This is a genomic window from Dendrosporobacter quercicolus (assembly GCF_900104455.1).
GTDB classification, from domain to species: domain Bacteria; phylum Bacillota; class Negativicutes; order DSM-1736; family Dendrosporobacteraceae; genus Dendrosporobacter; species Dendrosporobacter quercicolus.
In genome coordinates this window covers 972518-987312 of sequence record NZ_FNHB01000001.1, presented here as the reverse complement: position 1 = coordinate 987312, position 14795 = coordinate 972518, and the positions used below count along the sequence as shown (strand labels likewise).

Genomic DNA, 14795 nt, shown 5'->3' with positions numbered 1-14795 from the left:
GGCCGGAGGCGAATTTTCATGAGTAATCATAAGGTATTCATAACCGGCGCCACAGGGTTTATCGGCAGCAGCGTTGCGGAGGCGTTTTGTCAAGCCGGTTTACAGGTTGGCTGCTTAGTCCGGAAAGACAGCAATCTGCGCAATATTGCCGGTTTGCCGGCAGAACTTAAATATGGCGACCTTACGCGCCAGGAAACGCTTGCCGCCGCTTTGGAGGGCTTTGACAGCGTGGTTCATGTCGCGGCCTTTGCCAATAACTGGGGCGATTATAGCAAGTTTATGGAGAGCAACGTAGGAGGGACGCTCAATCTTCTTGGCGCTTGCCTGGAAAAAGGGATCAAAGATATTATTATTACCTCTTCCACGTCGGTTTACGGCGAAGAAGACAGCAAAACTGTCAAGAACGAGCAATCACCCCTGAACTCACACTATCCCTATTTTGCCGACCGGTTTTTTCCCGCAAGAATCAATTTTTACCGTGATACAAAGGCGCTCGAAAAACAAAAGGCCATCGAATTCGCCGAAATTCATGGACTGAATTTAACCGTGATTGAACCTGTATGGGTTTATGGAGAAAGGGGCGGAGTTCCCTTTTATATGTACTTACAGGCGGTAAAAGCGGGAGCCGCCTTTTTTCCGGGATCCAAACGCAATAAGTTTCACGTAGTTTACAGCCGGGACCTGGCCAGGGCTTATTTACTTGCGCATTACAAAAAACTGCCGGGGGTGAATTGTTTCATCATCGGCAACAGTCAAACTGAGTATATGGACCGGGTCTTTGGCCTGTTTTGTCAGGAAGCGGGCTTTAAAAAACCCAAAAACATTCCTAAATATATGGTCTACCCGCTAGCCTTGTTGCTGGAAATGCCTGCTCTCCTTTTTAACAGCAAAAAGCCGCCTTTATTAACCAGGGATGCGGTGAACATGCTATATGATAATAATGAGTATTCGGTTGCCAAGGCGGAAACAGTACTGGGCTTCAAAAATGAATATAGTTTGGAAGAAGGCATTAAACGGACGGTTCAGTGGTATAAAGAACATCATTTTATCTGATGGTGGAGAGAGAAGGGAGTACGCATCATGGGACATATAGCGGTGAAAGATGTCTACCGTCACCTGGGAGATAAAATCGACAAACTAAACGTTAGAGCGCCATGGAATGAGGCGTTGTACAAGGTTTTGACGGAGCTGTACACCGCGACGGAAGCCGATGTGGTGGTCAAAATGCCGTACGGCGTCGCCGATCTGGCAAGAATTGCCGCCGTAACAGGCTATCCGAAGGAGCAACTGGCGGATATACTGGCAGGTCTGGCCGAAAAGGGGCTGGTCGTGGATCTGTACCACGCCGGTGAATATCACTACTTTCCTTCTCCCTTACTGGAGGGATTTTTTGAGTACACCATGATGAGGACGAGGGGGAGTCTGGACAGCAGGCATTGGGCCGAGTTGTTCCATGCCTATTGGATCGGAAGCGATGTTTTTTATAAGGCCAACTTAAACGACGGTCAGAAAATGGTCAGTTTCAGAGTGGTGCCCCACACCGGAACGGTGGCGACCGAGGATGTGGTGGAAATTCTGCCTTATGAGAAGGCCGAGGCGATCGTGGACAGCCATAAAAAATTTGCCATTGGCATATGCGCCTGCCGTCATGAAGCCCATCACGCCAATTTCAAATCCTGCGATCTTCCGTTAGAAACCTGCGTCAGCTTTGATTTCATGGCGGAATGGTTAATCAGCCATGGCATGGCTAAGGAAGTGAAGCGGGAGGAAATACTGGACAATCTGGAGCGTTGCAAAGACTTAGGCGCGTTTTTTTCAGCGGAAAACAGCCATAATGCTAAGGTTTTATGTTGCTGCTGTTCGTGTTGCTGCGGCATCGTCCGGGCGATTAACCAGTTTGGTTATACCAATGCTTTAATGACTTCAAATTTTATCGCCGAGGTCAATGCCCAAACCTGCATTGGCTGCGGGAAATGTGCCCAGGCCTGCCCGATCCAGGCCATTGTTTTGGAACCGGCCGGCCCAGCCGCCGGAGATAGGGCCGCGAAGCGCCTGCTGGCCAAGGTTGACCGCTCTATCTGCCTGGGCTGCGGGCTCTGCTCGCTGAAATGCCATTGCCAAGCCTTATACCTGAAGAAGAGAAAGCAGCAAGTCATTTACCCGGCAACCACCTTTGAACGGAATATCCTGGCCTGTCTGGAAAAGGGGACGCTCCAGTATCAGCTTTTTGACAACCCGCAATCGCTTAGCCATACCGTCATGAGGGGGCTGGTGGGCGGTTTTTTGCAGCTGCCTGTGGTCAAAAAGGCGCTCATGAGTGATACGCTGCGCTCGCGGTTTTTAGGCGTTCTCACCGACTTGGTGAAGAAACAAGGTCTCGAGTGGGTGTTAAAGCTGTAAATGGTTCAGCCGTGATGAACTGGATGCCGCCGCTAATGACAGCAGACGACTGCTGTCTGTATTTTTACAAAATAAAACAAAATTGTAAAATTGAGGTTGACTGAGCTAGAGCATTAAGTTAAGATAAGAGCATAAAAATCCTGGAAATGTAAAGAGTCAAGGAAAAATTTGAAACTAATGGCAGAGGAGCGATTTGCTGTGACAAAAGAAAATATTTTTGACTTAGTTGTACGCCATACCCGGGAAGTGATTCCTGAATTGGAAGAACATCGATTCTCTTTAACTGACCGATTAATGGAGCTTGGCGCCAATTCTGTTGACCGGGCTGAAATTATTGGCATGACAATGGAAGCATTATCACTGTCTATTCCACGTGTCGCGTTGTTTGGCGCAAATAATATCGGTGAATTGGTTGATGTGTTCTATGAAAAAGTACAAACCGTCTGATTTGGTGATTACGGGCTTAGGAATTACCACGGCTGTTGGACAAGGCAAAACCGACTTTACTGCCGCGCTCATGGAGGGTGAGCACGCTTTCGGCTTTCTGCAGCGACCTGGCCGGCAAAGCAGTCCGGCTTTCCTGGGCGCTGAGATTTCGTCGCTGACTTACCCGGAGCGGTTTTCTCAACGACTTTTAAGAAAAGCCTCTTTTGGGAGCCAGGTAGCTTTGGTTACTCTGAATGAAGCCTGGGAGGAAGCCAATCTGGCTGCTGTAGATTCTGAACGAATAGGCTTAGTGATTGGCGGATCCAACATTCAACAAAGAGAAATGAATCAAATTCATGAGTCTTACAAAGACCGTGTCAGCTTTATTCCGCCAACCTATGGAATGTCTTTTATGGATAGTGATTTATGTGGAATTTGCACCGAGCAATTTAGAATTCAGGGCATGGCGTATACCGTAGGCGGAGCATCGGCCAGCGGGCAAGTGGCGGTTATTCAGGCAATTCAAGCCGTTCTAAGCGGTCAGGTTGATGTTTGTATTGCCTTAGGTGCGGTTATGGATATTTCCTACTGGGAATGTCAGGCGTTAAGATCTTTAGGCGCTATGGGGAGCGACAGATACGCCGCTGAACCTGAACAAGCGTGCCGCCCTTTTGATCAAAACCGGGATGGCTTTATTTACGGTGAGTGTTGTGGTGCAGTTGTAATTGAACGGGAAAGTTTTGCTGTTGAGCGAAACGTTAAGCCTTACTCTGCTGTTTTAGGCTGGGCCATGGTCATGGATGGAAATAGAAATCCCAACTCATCATATGACGGGGAGGTCAAAGTCATCAATAGAGCATTAAGTCAGGCGCATTTATCACCACAGGAAATCGACTATATCAATCCTCACGGGTCAGGCTCGAACATTGGCGATGAGATTGAACTTTCAGCAATTATTGATTGCAAGCTTGACCATGCATTCATTAATGCAACAAAATCGATTGTCGGTCATGGCTTAAGCTCTGCCGGCATTGTAGAAGTCGTTGCGACTTTGCTGCAAATGAAGGGGGCCAGACTTCATCCAACGCGAAATTTAGACAAGCCTATCAATTCTTCATTAAACTGGGTGCGTAATCAAGCTGTTTTTTGTGATTTTAAAAATGCCCTAACCCTAAGTTTTGGCTTTGGCGGGATGAATACGGCGTTGTGTTTGACGAAGTATTAGCTGGTAATCCTTCCTTTTTTGCGGAGGGATTATTTCGTTCAGGGATGCTAGAGTACTGCACCAACCCTGAACTCTGCAGCTACTGACGGACGATTTTCCGTAATACTGCAATACTGCGTTGTCGTCAATCGGCATACGTCCGGTAGGCCTCAGTCCTCCGCCTTGTCTTACAAAAAATTGCTTCGCCATTATCTTGCAGTTTCAGATTGGCGCAGTATTAGTACAAAATTTGTTATGCCGGGGTTGGTTATGAATACAAAATGGATTGGAAAAGCTGACATTTCAGATGGATGCAATACCTATACAGAATGGTTTTCAGTAAAATTTGCGCAGAGGGAGTATAAAGTCTGCCTGAACTTTTTAAAAATTATTGATTTTGATCAAATGACAAGCGTTAGACAGTTTCTTCATGAAGAGGAAAACCGGTATTTTGAAACTCTTCAGTATAAACTGAGGATCAAAAGTTTTCTTTTAGGAAGATACTCTGCTAAAAAAGCTGTTTCTGCATTGACTGGTCAAACCAATTTTAAAAAAATTCAGATTAAAAACGGCGTTTTTAATCAACCGCTGGTAGTTTGTGAGACCGGCGGCAACACCCAGGTAAGCTTGTCTCACTGTGAAGACAGTGCAGTAGCGGCCGCTTTTCATGAGATGCTTATTCTTGGCGTTGATATTGAAAAGATTAGCCGTAATACATTTTCAGGCGTTGAAGCAGAGCTGACACAACATGAAAAGGAGCTTGCCGATAGCGTCAATTGTTCTTATGAAAGCTTTCTGCTGATGATTTGGACAATCAAGGAATCTCTTTCCAAGGTGCTTAGAACCGGGCTAACCATTCCTTTAAGCATTTTAGAAATAAAAAATATTGAAGTACATAACGGCTATTTTGTTAGCGATTTTACAAATTTTTTTCAATATTATTCGATTACCTTTATGGCAGGAGAGTATATTTACTCAATGACCTACCCGAAAAAAGCTGAAATAAATTTAGATATGAACCGACTGAAGAGCGGTTTATATAAAATGTTCTAAAATGACGCCCCCGCGGACAATTGGGGGACGTTCCTTTTCGGACAATTGGGGACGTTCCTTTTCTGTCAACATCTTAGCGGACCGTTCGCATCAGCCGAAGCGGGACTGCGGCCGAGTTGCACAATATTTAAAAGCGTGGACAGTATTCACAAAGGTGACAAAAAAGGAACGTCCCCCCCTGTCCCTTCCTTTTGTCCCCTTTGTTCCGGGGGAAATCGAACTGATGAAACTTCGTAAAGAGTCTGAAGCTGGAAACTGGTTGACATGTTATAATAAATGTAGTTCACTCTCTGAAACAAAATTTTGCGAAGAAAGGGGATTGTTATGGGTGCAGTGCTTGACGGAATTAAAAACAGACGCAGCATAAGAAAGTACAAAGCGGACGAGGTACCGAAGGATAAGCTTCTCAAGGTATTGGAAGCTGCCAATTGGGCGCCGTCCAACGGGAATGAGCAGGCCTGGAATTTCTTTGTTGCCAGGGGAGAAGCAGTTGTCAAAGTATGCAAGGTGTTTTCCGATTTTGCCCGGGACTACATACCAAAGGCTGCCTATATTCCTGACGATCAGAAGGCGGCAATGCTGAAATATGCCGAGAACTTTGGCGGCGCGCCAATACACATCATCATAACCTATGAATTGTTCGAAGGGAATGCCGAGAAGACCGAAAAATCTTTGATGGCGGCTTGCGCTGCTGTACAGAATCTTCTTCTGGCAGCCTGGGAGGAAGGACTTGGGACAGTGTGGATCGGCGGGGAAACATGCCATTCTTCAATAACCAGAGAAGTTCTAGGTCTTAGGAATACCCAAAAAATTGCCGCAATTATTCCGATTGGCTATCCGGCTGAAGCTCCCCTTGTCACAAGAGAAGATGTACAAAGCAAGATTACGTGGATTGGCTTCTAATAGCGATTTGCGGTAAAAAAGCTGAAATTTTAAATTCGGAAGCTTCTTAAAAGAAGTCTTCCAGTTTTTTTGTCCCTGCGCTAAGTCTCTGCTGCCCCATAGAGCCTTCCGGTAGCCTTGGTGTCAATTCCGGCGGAAGAAATTTCTGTACAGCAGGTTTTTATTGACGTTGAATTGAGGGGACTGGTATAATAAAGCCATAGATAAATAGCGGCGATGGAGTTCGCCTTAAACCCCGTGCAAACGGTAATGACTCCTACCACTTAGCGTGGTAGGAGTCTGTTTTGTTTTAGCAGGCGCTTCCGGCGTAGCAGTGTTTAATTCGCAGGTTATGCCTACGATTACGGATTTCTGGAGGGAAAGCGATCTGTTTCGAAGCAAGTTCCGAAACAATGTAAAGCAATGGCTGGAAGGTGAGGTGGAAAAGTTGTTGGAAATCATGTTGGTAGCAATTGGGGGAGCCATTGGTTCAGTGGCCCGGTACCTGGTGTCTGCCTGGGCTGCAGCGCGGTTTGGCGCAGAATTTCCTTATGGTACGCTGATTGTCAATATTGCTGGTTGTTTTATTATTGGCGCCTTTATGGCGTTTGCTGCGGAGCGGTTAAATATCAGCCCCTGCTGGCGGCTGGGTTTTATCGTGGGCTTTGTAGGCGGGATGACCACCTTCTCATCATTTAGCTATGAAACAATCCATTTGCTGCAGGAAGCAAATATGCTGCGTGCTGTTTATAATGTCGGGCTTAATGTTCTGGTTGGCTTTTCGGCTACATGGCTGGGCAGCGGGTTCGCCAGATTATTTTAACAGCCAGCAAGCAGCGAAAGTATTTTTTTACTAAACTATCACAATTTCAGAGGTGTTTATTCCAAATCCAAAACGACTTTAATTGCAAGACTTTGGTTGGAGGCGATTTCAAAGGCTTTGGCGGCGTCAGTGAGTTTAAACCTGTGGGTAATGATTTTGGTGATATTTACTTTTTTGCTGGTCAAATTGTTGATGACTTCCAAAATGTCCTCGGAGGTATAGCCCCGTGACCCCATGATGACAGCTTCACTACTCATAATTTGCATGAAATTGATTAAAAGACTCTTTTTATGCAAAGCTACACAAGATAATTTGGCCCCTAGTTTGGCGTAATTCAGGAAATCCTCCGGAATATTCGGCGCGCCGGCGCAGTCAATCGCCACATCAATGTTAATCGCCGAAGACCCATGCGATTTTGTTATTTCCCCGAATTGTCCAATTAAAAAATTGCGCACATCTCCTGACTTCGGATTAAACCCTATTCCGCCTAGTTCCCTTACAGTTTGCAAACGCCTATCATCCATATCCAAAACGGCTACTTTTTTATTTCCCTGGGCAATCAAGCCACTTAGCGCACAGAGGCCGATGGTACCGGCGCCATAAATCACCACATGATTTTCCGGTTTCGTCTGAGGGATATTTTTGCCGTGGGTTCCTACTGAAAAAGGCTCAATTAGAACCGCATCATCAAAAGACAGTGCATCAGGCAAAGGATAAATATTATCGTTAAGCCTGGCATACTGAACCAACACAAATTGCGAAAAGGCCCCGGCCCGGTCAGAAGCACTTGGATCGGGAGTACAAGTCATCGGATTAACAAATACCCTGGTTCCTTTTTCCACACAAGTTACGTTTTTACCAACTTCATAGACATAGCCAACCATTTCGTGCCCAAATTCCAAATCCGGTAAAATCCCCACATATTTTCCGTCATACAGATAGGCAGTAACATCTGACCCGCAAATTCCAGCCCGGACATTGCGCACCAATACATCATCAGGACCGCAAACCGGCGTCGGCCTTTCCTGTAATTCCACCTTTTTTGGACCTTTGTAAATTAAAGCTTTCATTTACTCAACTCCATTTCGCTATAGACTGGTAAGAGTATTTTGGCCTGTTTACGGTAGTTCTAACCAGTAGGTCTAGTAACCGGCCCCGGCGTCGAACTGTTAAATCTCCTCATTAGCCGGCTATTCATTTAATTACCTGGAGCCAATTGCAGTTCCAATCAGGAACGCTGCAATCTCACGTACTTCACGGCCATGCCGCGCCTGTTCGCGTTCTTGCCGCTCCCGCCATTCTCTTTCACTTTCATGCTGACGCCGCTGCATTTCCCGTTTGTGGCGTTCATTCTCTTTACGCAGCCGCGCATCATGCTCCCGCTCCCGCTGTTTTTCCCGTTGACGCTGTTCCTGAATCTCACGAACTTCCCGCTCATGACGATTCCGCTCCCATCTTTGCCGCTCCTGCCATTCTCTTCTGCTTTCATGCTGACGCTGCCGCATTTCCCGTTCGTGGAGCTCATTTTCTTTACGCAGCCGCTCATTATGCGCGCGCTGATGCTCCCGTTGACGCCATTCCCAAATATCACGCAGTTTTTGGTAATGGCGTTCTCTTTCGCGCTCTTGCCATTTGCTTTCGTTATGCCGCCGCATTTCCTGTTGGTAGCGTTCAATTTCTTTACGTACCTGCTCATCGTACTTCCGCTCCCGTTCCCGCCAGGCCCGCTCAAAGTCGCGGCCATGCTCCCGCTCCTGATAACGTTGATCCCTTGGCGATGCTTCGATTACGGCTGCTCCAAACCCTATTTGCAGGATACCGATCATGGAATAAATAATAAATTTTTTTGTTAAGTGATTCATCGTTTTGCCTCCCTATAATCTAACAAAATTCTAAATGCCGGGAATTACCGCTGTTACAATCAAACTTTGCCGTTTGGTAAAAGCAAACCCATTCGTCAGCCAGGCGGCTTTTTTATTGACTTATGAAGATATCTTATTATCAATTAAGATGCAATAAGCTGAAATGAAATTTGGGAAAAACAAATTGCGGTTGCTGTAGATGATAAATACTGCGCCTGCGAACCACAACGGGGTTAGCCCGTCAAGCCATGGCATATTACGACAGCTCCTTTGTGTTGTTAGGATCCGGACTGTTACGCCTCTTAGCGAAATTATTGTCAGCAGAGGTGGACAGGGCTATTGCAGCGTACCGGTTTTAATATTGTAGGTTACAGAAGGCGCCGGCCATGTGTTACTGCCTTGAGTGACCTGCACATTGCCGGTAAATGTTCCAATTTTGGTGCGCCAGTTGAAGTCCGCCGTATCGGCGGTAATGGTGATGTGGGGCTGCGATAATGTCACGCCGCCGCCAAGCGCCGCTTGCTTCCGGGCGCCGTAGACGTAAACGCTGCCGGCGGTTAGCTGAATGTTATCCTGGGTAAGGGTGATGCCGCCGGTAGCCCAGACCTCCAGCGAACTGAGGCTGACTTTGGCCTGGCCGGCCGTTATCACGCGGTTGCCGACTTCAATACGTACATTGCCTTTTAGCAGATAGAGTCCGCTCGCTGTATCATAATGGGTGGTGTCGGCGGTGATGACCGGCTTGGCAGCAGCGGCTGGAGCTGCTGAGCAGGTTAGAAGATAGAAAAATACAATAAAGAGTAATAACACGTTACGGTACATATTGTTTGACCTCCAGATGGATAGGGTGGTATAGCCCGGCGAGTCTTAGGGATTGTTCAATTGTTGCCATTATGATTTCGATTACACAAAAATCACCGCTTTATTCATACTTATAGTACTGTTTAAGTTCTGACAGTACTAATAATACTTGCATTTTCTTACCATGTCAATATTTTGTAATTTATTTCAAGCCGGCTTTTGCGAAAAAAATTTCCGTAACCTGGAGTTTTTGGACGCCAGGTTCGGGGTTTTTATCAGCAGAAGTGGCAGAGATATCGACTGTTTATCAGAGGCACAGGGAAAGCGTGAGGGAATAGTGCCTTCTGGTCAACATTTGCTATCTCCCTAAATGTATTCGTAAAGCTCGCCATTACTGAATTTTGCAGTAATGGCGAGCTTTTTGATCTGCCGCTAACCGGGGCAGGCCTATGATGATAGGCTGGCGGCTCTTGCCGCCTTTCTTTTAACATCCGGGAATGGCATCGTATTTGTCCAGAGCGCCGCCTGAGTATTGCGGCAGGGCAGTAATACTCAGGCAAACAAGCTGCAGCAATGGCTTGACAAGAGGAGCGGGATCATTTACAATTAGTTTGACATTCAAACAATTAGTTAGTATAACTATTTGAATATAATACTAATAAGCAAAGGAGAAACATTGATGGAGACGCTAGATGAGTTGACACATGAATTGTTCAGTTTTTTTAATGGTTTCTCGTCTTGGGAGAGTTCGGTAATCCGTTCGAGTGATTTAACGGTGGCCGAAGCGCACGCAATTGAAATTCTCGGCACATATGGGCAGATGAATATGCGAAGCCTGGCGCAGAAGTCAGGGGTGACGACAGGTACGACTACCGTTACGGTTGACCGGTTAGAGAAAAAGGCGTACGCCACCAGAGAGCCTGTCAAAGAAGACCGGCGGGTTTTTCTTATTACCCTGACCGAGAAAGGCCGTCAGGCTTTCGAGGAGCATCACCAGTATCATACCAAATTAACGGAACAGGTAATGACGGCGCTGAGCGAGGAAGAAAGCGAGCAGCTGGTAAAGCTGCTAAAAAAAATCAATGCTGAAGCATTCTAGTGTGGCAAAGTTGTGAATTAGGATTAGACAGTGTAGATTTTTTTGCAATGCAAGGCGGAGGAAGTAGGCATACCGGGCGTATGCCTACTGACGATAAAGAAAACACGGTTTATACCGAGCGCAGCGAAGGCAAAAACCGATGTTGCCCTTATGCCGTTACGGCCAACGCAGCAGTGCGCAAAAAGATACGCTGGCTAAGCTAAGATTTAACTTGGTCAAGACACTAGTACCTTGACTGGATTGGATTTGAGATAGTAAGTGACCTACGGTACAAGTTTGAATGAGAAGAAAGGAGCGTGGCGGAATGAACGGGGAAGCTGTGGCTGCCATACAGCGTGAGCGAGCGGTGCAGGGGGTTTGGGAACGGCACGGGGCAGCCCTGACAACGGCGGTAAGCGCCGTATTGGTTTTACTGGCATGGTACGCAGGTACGAAAGGCTGGGAGCCGCTGGAGATTTGTCTGTATATTGCCGCCTATGTGATCGGCGGTTACCGTAAAGCGTGGGAAGGGCTGCAAACGCTCATCCAGGAGCGCGACCTGGATGTTGATTTGCTGATGATTGTTGCCGCTGTTGGGGCGGCCAGTATTGGTTATTGGCAGGATGGAGCAATTTTAATTTTAATTTTCGCGTTAAGTGGCGCACTGGAAGGCTATACCATGGAGAAAACCAACCAGGATATTCGTTCTATTATGAAATTGCGTCCTGAAACGGCGCTGATTTTACGTGACAATAACGAGTCGCGTATCAGGGTGGAGGAATTGCAGCCCGGGGATCTGGTGCTGGTTAAACCGGGAGAACGCATTCCGGCGGACGGGGTGATTCAGCAAGGCTATTCCGCCGTCGATCAAGCTTCTATTACCGGTGAATCCATTCCGGTGGATAAAGCCTGTGGCGATGAAGTTTTTGCCGGGACGATCAATGGGCAGGGGGCTTTAACCATTGCAGTAACTAAGCCGGCGGAAGCAACACTGCTGGCCAGAATTATCCGCTTGGTCCAGGAAGCGCAGAGTGAAATGCCGCCCAGTCAGTTGTTTGTGGAAAGATTTGAACGTGTTTACGCCAGGGTTGTTATTGTTGCTGCGCTGCTGTTGCTGGTCATACCGCCTTACGCATTTGGCTGGACCTGGGATAAGACCGTGTACCGGGCAATGATTTTTCTGGTGGTCGCATCGCCGTGCGCCTTGGTTTCGTCGATTATGCCGGCCATATTATCCGGGATTTCCAATGGCGCCCGCAAAGGGATTTTATTTAAAGGCGGCGTTCATCTCGAAAATATCGGGGATATTAAGGTTGTTGCTTTTGATAAAACCGGTACACTGACAGAAGGAAAACCGAAGGTCACGGATATCATCCCGCTGCTGTCGCAAAGTGAGGCGGAATTGTTACGGCTTACGGCGGCGCTGGAAACGTTATCGGAGCATCCGATTGCCAGAGCTATTGTGCAGGCTGCCAAGGATAAGCGGTTAGAACTGCCTAAAGCGGCCGAACTGCAGGCCATACCGGGCGTGGGAGTTCACGGTCTGGTTAATGAAGAAGAGTTTCGTATTGGCAGTCTGGATTGTCTGGAGGACAATGTCTTGTCGGCTGGGCACCGGCAGATGGCCCGGCAGCTTGAAGAGCAAGGAAAAACAGTGATATATGTTCAGTCTCAAAACCAGCTGCTGGGGCTGCTGGCCATTCAGGACACGCTGCGGCCGCAAGCGCGCAATGCTGTCCGGGCGTTGCGCCGTATGGGGATTGAGGTGGCTATGCTGACCGGTGATAATTCCGCCACGGCGCAGGCCATCGGCAAGCAAGCCGACGTCGACTGGGTATATGCCGGATTGTTTCCTGAGCAGAAGGTGGAGATTGTTAAAAAGCTTACCGCCAGCTATGGCAAGGTTGCGATGGTGGGCGACGGAGTTAATGATGCCCCGGCTTTAGCCACCGCAGCGGTAGGGATTGCTATGGGGGCCGCCGGAACGGATGTGGCGCTGGAAACAGCCAATGTTGTACTCATGGCCGATGATATTGAAAAGGTTGCTGATGCGATTGCACTGGGCCGCCGCACGAAACAGGTTGTCAAGCAAAATATTGTTTTTGCGATGAGTGTTGTTGTCCTGCTGGTAGCCGGTACCTTCCTGGAACATGTCAACCTGCCGGTTGGCGTGATCGGGCATGAAGGAAGTACCTTGCTGGTGATTGCCAGCGGGCTGCGTTTATTACGGTAAAGCTGGTTTGGCCGCAGTTAGGCCAAGAGATATTGAAAAGCCTGTCCATAAAGAGACAGGCTTTTTTGGCGTGCCGAGCGGCAGGATGACTTTTGTACTAAGTTTTAATTTGGGTTCAGGCTCTTGGCGAAATAGCAGACGGGGGCGGGGCTGCCGCCCCTGGTTTACCGGCAATGGGTACTCTGGCCCGCAAGCTTTTGTAAAAGCGGGTTAGCGTGAGGAAGCCGCCGGCCGTCAGGCCGGCGATTGCGCAGCCTGCACCGCAGGAGCCGCACAGGCCGCTGCAGCCGCTGGACGAAAGCTGTAAAAGGCCCGGCAGATTGACTAAAACTGCTGAACTAAGGCCCCAGCGCAAAGCAGAAATTTTTGCAATCATTTTGCGTCCTCCAAGGGAACCTGATTTGGCAGGTGATGTGTCAGCGGTTTGTCCAGCCAGCCTCGTTCTCCCCTTCCATAAGTAATTGCCTGGCGGGGGCATGCTGCTTCACACTGCCGGCAGGTAAGGCAGTTGTGAATCGTATATATTAGCCCGGTCGAGTCATCCTGGGTTAAAGCGCCCATTGGGCAGATCCGTACGCAGTGGCCGCAATGGCTGCAGGAAGCCTGCCGATAACGCAGCTTGTAAGTGAAGCCCAGCCGTGCTCCCAAGCCGTGTACCGCACTTTGTACCGCTCCGACCGGGCACAGGTAACTGCAAAAACCCCGGCCGCCTTTGGCAAAAGCGCCAAAAAGCACCAGCCATAAAAAGCCGGTAATGATGGCGGTGGAGGAAAGAACGCCCGGACTCTGCTGTACCCCGGCAATGATCAGCCACTGCAGGAATGCGTAATTACAAAGGGAGCAGGCAATGGTTCCGGCCAGAAGCGGCGACAGCAGATAACCGATTAGAAATCCATAGCGGATTGGTACCGGAGGTACCGTAGTTTGCCAGTTTATTTTAACGCGGTTTGGCACCAGTTTGCTAAGATACTCCGGCAAAGCTCCGCTTGCGCACAGGCGGCTGCAGAAAAAGGGACCGATCCAAAAAGCGCTTGCCAGTAATAATAAGAGGGAAATGCCTGCCACCGACAGCAGTTTTGGCGCGGTTCCCGTCAGAAGATCCAAAAGGGGGATACGCAGGCAGAAAGTATGAATTTCAGCGGCCACATTGCTGTTGAGCAAGAAATTAAGCCCTTTTTGATAATAGGCAAACGGGGCGAAAAATAACAGGATGCCCAAGAGGTAGCCGGCAGGACGGTTCAGCTTGTTCATTTGCCGCCTCCGTGGTGCTGCTCATGCGAAGTGTCCTGCGCAGCAGGCTGCTCTGGCTGCGCAGTCGCCAGATGAACAGGCGTTATACCCAGGATGGATCCGCTGGGGGTATCAATTGCCTGTAATTGCCCCAGCGGCTGTTGGCGGGCCGTTACGTTGCTCAGATCAAGGCTTACATTCACGCGCAGCGCCTGACCGGGAGGAATCAGGCGGCTTATTTGACCGGTGGGCTTTTCGAAAGTAGCCGCACCGGACTGGAGCGTTACCGGAACGGTAAACCGGCTGGCAAGCACTGTTACCGGGAGCGGTTGCCGGCTTTGGTTTTTGATGGTATACCGGGCCAGAATTTTGTCGGGCTGAGCCCATTGCTTGGGTTGACCCTGCTTGGCGCGGTCAAGGAGCAGGGGCGCGGACTGGTTCAGTTTCCCTGGTGAAACTGCAACTGATATATTCCCTCTTTCATCGGCGGAAGCTTTTGTGTAATAGCCGTAGTTCACGGCAAAAGCAAAACCCAGGAGCAACAAAAGGCTTGTCAGCCAGAAGGAAGACTTTTGGTGATTCATTTTTATACCTCCCTGTAAGTTGAGCTGTTATGGAAGACTCCCACTGAATGCCTGGCGGGAATGACTGAATTAAGCATATAAAAAGGCCCGGTGATGCCATTAGGCAAAACAGGCCTTTGGTTTATTCCAATCAGCTTATATAAATAATAGAAACATTTTGGCAGATAATCAATAGTACTTTTGCGCTATTTTTGCAGTTCTCAGTCTGCAGAAGACGGT

Annotated in this window: 15 protein-coding genes and 1 riboswitch; of the genes, 9 read left to right on the top strand and 6 right to left on the bottom strand. The window is 48.3% G+C overall.

What is annotated here, in order from left to right; translation table 11 throughout:
• The first annotated feature begins 18 nt into the window (after nucleotides 1-18).
• The 7 genes from BLR06_RS04780 to crcB all read left to right on the top strand — a co-directional run bounded on the left by BLR06_RS04780 (nucleotide 19) and on the right by crcB (nucleotide 6788).
• Nucleotides 19-1053 (top strand): NAD-dependent epimerase/dehydratase family protein, encoded by a 1035-nt coding sequence (locus BLR06_RS04780; RefSeq protein WP_092068982.1) that lies wholly within the window; start codon nucleotides 19-21, stop codon nucleotides 1051-1053.
• Between the two features lie 27 nt (nucleotides 1054-1080).
• The gene (locus tag BLR06_RS04775; protein WP_092068979.1) at nucleotides 1081-2400 is read left to right on the top strand and encodes a 4Fe-4S dicluster domain-containing protein; all 1320 of its coding nucleotides are present in this window, start codon (nucleotides 1081-1083) and stop codon (nucleotides 2398-2400) included.
• 198 nt (nucleotides 2401-2598) lie between these two features.
• Complete coding sequence (locus BLR06_RS04770) at nucleotides 2599-2847, top strand: acyl carrier protein (RefSeq protein ID WP_092068976.1); 249 nt, start codon at nucleotides 2599-2601, stop codon at nucleotides 2845-2847.
• Nucleotides 2825-4051, top strand: coding sequence for a beta-ketoacyl synthase N-terminal-like domain-containing protein (locus tag BLR06_RS04765; protein ID WP_217636827.1), 1227 nt, complete (start codon nucleotides 2825-2827; stop codon nucleotides 4049-4051). The genes BLR06_RS04770 and BLR06_RS04765 overlap by 23 nt, the downstream gene beginning before the upstream one ends.
• Before the next feature lie 249 nt (nucleotides 4052-4300).
• A complete protein-coding gene (locus BLR06_RS04760; protein WP_173812594.1) occupies nucleotides 4301-5083 on the top strand; it encodes a 4'-phosphopantetheinyl transferase family protein in 783 nt (260 codons plus the stop codon).
• Nucleotides 5084-5407: 324 nt separating this feature from the next.
• A complete protein-coding gene (locus BLR06_RS04755; protein WP_092068968.1) occupies nucleotides 5408-5986 on the top strand; it encodes a nitroreductase family protein in 579 nt (192 codons plus the stop codon).
• 203 nt (nucleotides 5987-6189) lie between these two features.
• A riboswitch (Fluoride riboswitch) is annotated at nucleotides 6190-6252 on the top strand.
• 173 nt (nucleotides 6253-6425) lie between these two features.
• Nucleotides 6426-6788 (top strand): fluoride efflux transporter CrcB, encoded by a 363-nt coding sequence (gene crcB / locus BLR06_RS04750; RefSeq protein WP_422699817.1) that lies wholly within the window; start codon nucleotides 6426-6428, stop codon nucleotides 6786-6788.
• Nucleotides 6789-6844: 56 nt separating this feature from the next.
• Here the strand turns inward: crcB and BLR06_RS04745 are convergent, their stop codons facing one another.
• From BLR06_RS04745 to BLR06_RS04735, 3 genes are all read right to left on the bottom strand, one after another.
• Nucleotides 6845-7858 carry a zinc-dependent alcohol dehydrogenase gene (locus tag BLR06_RS04745; RefSeq protein WP_092068965.1) on the bottom strand — a complete coding sequence of 338 codons (1014 nt, stop codon included), beginning with the start codon at nucleotides 7856-7858 and terminating at the stop codon, nucleotides 6845-6847.
• Nucleotides 7859-7990: 132 nt separating this feature from the next.
• Nucleotides 7991-8650, bottom strand: coding sequence for a splicing factor U2AF large subunit (locus BLR06_RS04740; RefSeq protein WP_092068962.1), 660 nt, complete (start codon nucleotides 8648-8650; stop codon nucleotides 7991-7993).
• A 336-nt stretch (nucleotides 8651-8986) separates the two neighbouring features.
• Nucleotides 8987-9472 carry an LptA/OstA family protein gene (locus BLR06_RS04735; RefSeq protein WP_092068959.1) on the bottom strand — a complete coding sequence of 162 codons (486 nt, stop codon included), beginning with the start codon at nucleotides 9470-9472 and terminating at the stop codon, nucleotides 8987-8989.
• 658 nt (nucleotides 9473-10130) lie between these two features.
• Between BLR06_RS04735 and BLR06_RS04730 the strand changes: the two genes are divergently transcribed.
• Both BLR06_RS04730 and BLR06_RS04725 read left to right on the top strand, forming a co-directional pair.
• The gene (locus tag BLR06_RS04730; protein ID WP_092068956.1) at nucleotides 10131-10550 is read left to right on the top strand and encodes a MarR family winged helix-turn-helix transcriptional regulator; all 420 of its coding nucleotides are present in this window, start codon (nucleotides 10131-10133) and stop codon (nucleotides 10548-10550) included.
• A 304-nt stretch (nucleotides 10551-10854) separates the two neighbouring features.
• The gene (locus BLR06_RS04725) at nucleotides 10855-12762 is read left to right on the top strand and encodes a heavy metal translocating P-type ATPase (protein ID WP_092068953.1); all 1908 of its coding nucleotides are present in this window, start codon (nucleotides 10855-10857) and stop codon (nucleotides 12760-12762) included.
• A 115-nt stretch (nucleotides 12763-12877) separates the two neighbouring features.
• Here the strand turns inward: BLR06_RS04725 and BLR06_RS04720 are convergent, their stop codons facing one another.
• From BLR06_RS04720 to BLR06_RS04710, 3 genes are read right to left on the bottom strand one after another with little or no spacing between them, the layout of a single operon-like run.
• Complete coding sequence (locus tag BLR06_RS04720; protein WP_092068950.1) at nucleotides 12878-13138, bottom strand: hypothetical protein; 261 nt, start codon at nucleotides 13136-13138, stop codon at nucleotides 12878-12880.
• Nucleotides 13135-14013, bottom strand: coding sequence for a 4Fe-4S binding protein (locus BLR06_RS04715; RefSeq protein WP_092068947.1), 879 nt, complete (start codon nucleotides 14011-14013; stop codon nucleotides 13135-13137). Before BLR06_RS04715 ends, BLR06_RS04720 begins: the two co-directional genes overlap by 4 nt.
• Nucleotides 14010-14576: a FecR family protein gene (locus tag BLR06_RS04710; protein WP_092068944.1), complete on the bottom strand. Its 567-nt coding sequence runs from the start codon at nucleotides 14574-14576 to the stop codon at nucleotides 14010-14012. Before BLR06_RS04710 ends, BLR06_RS04715 begins: the two co-directional genes overlap by 4 nt.
• Between the last annotated feature and the right edge of the window lie 219 nt (nucleotides 14577-14795).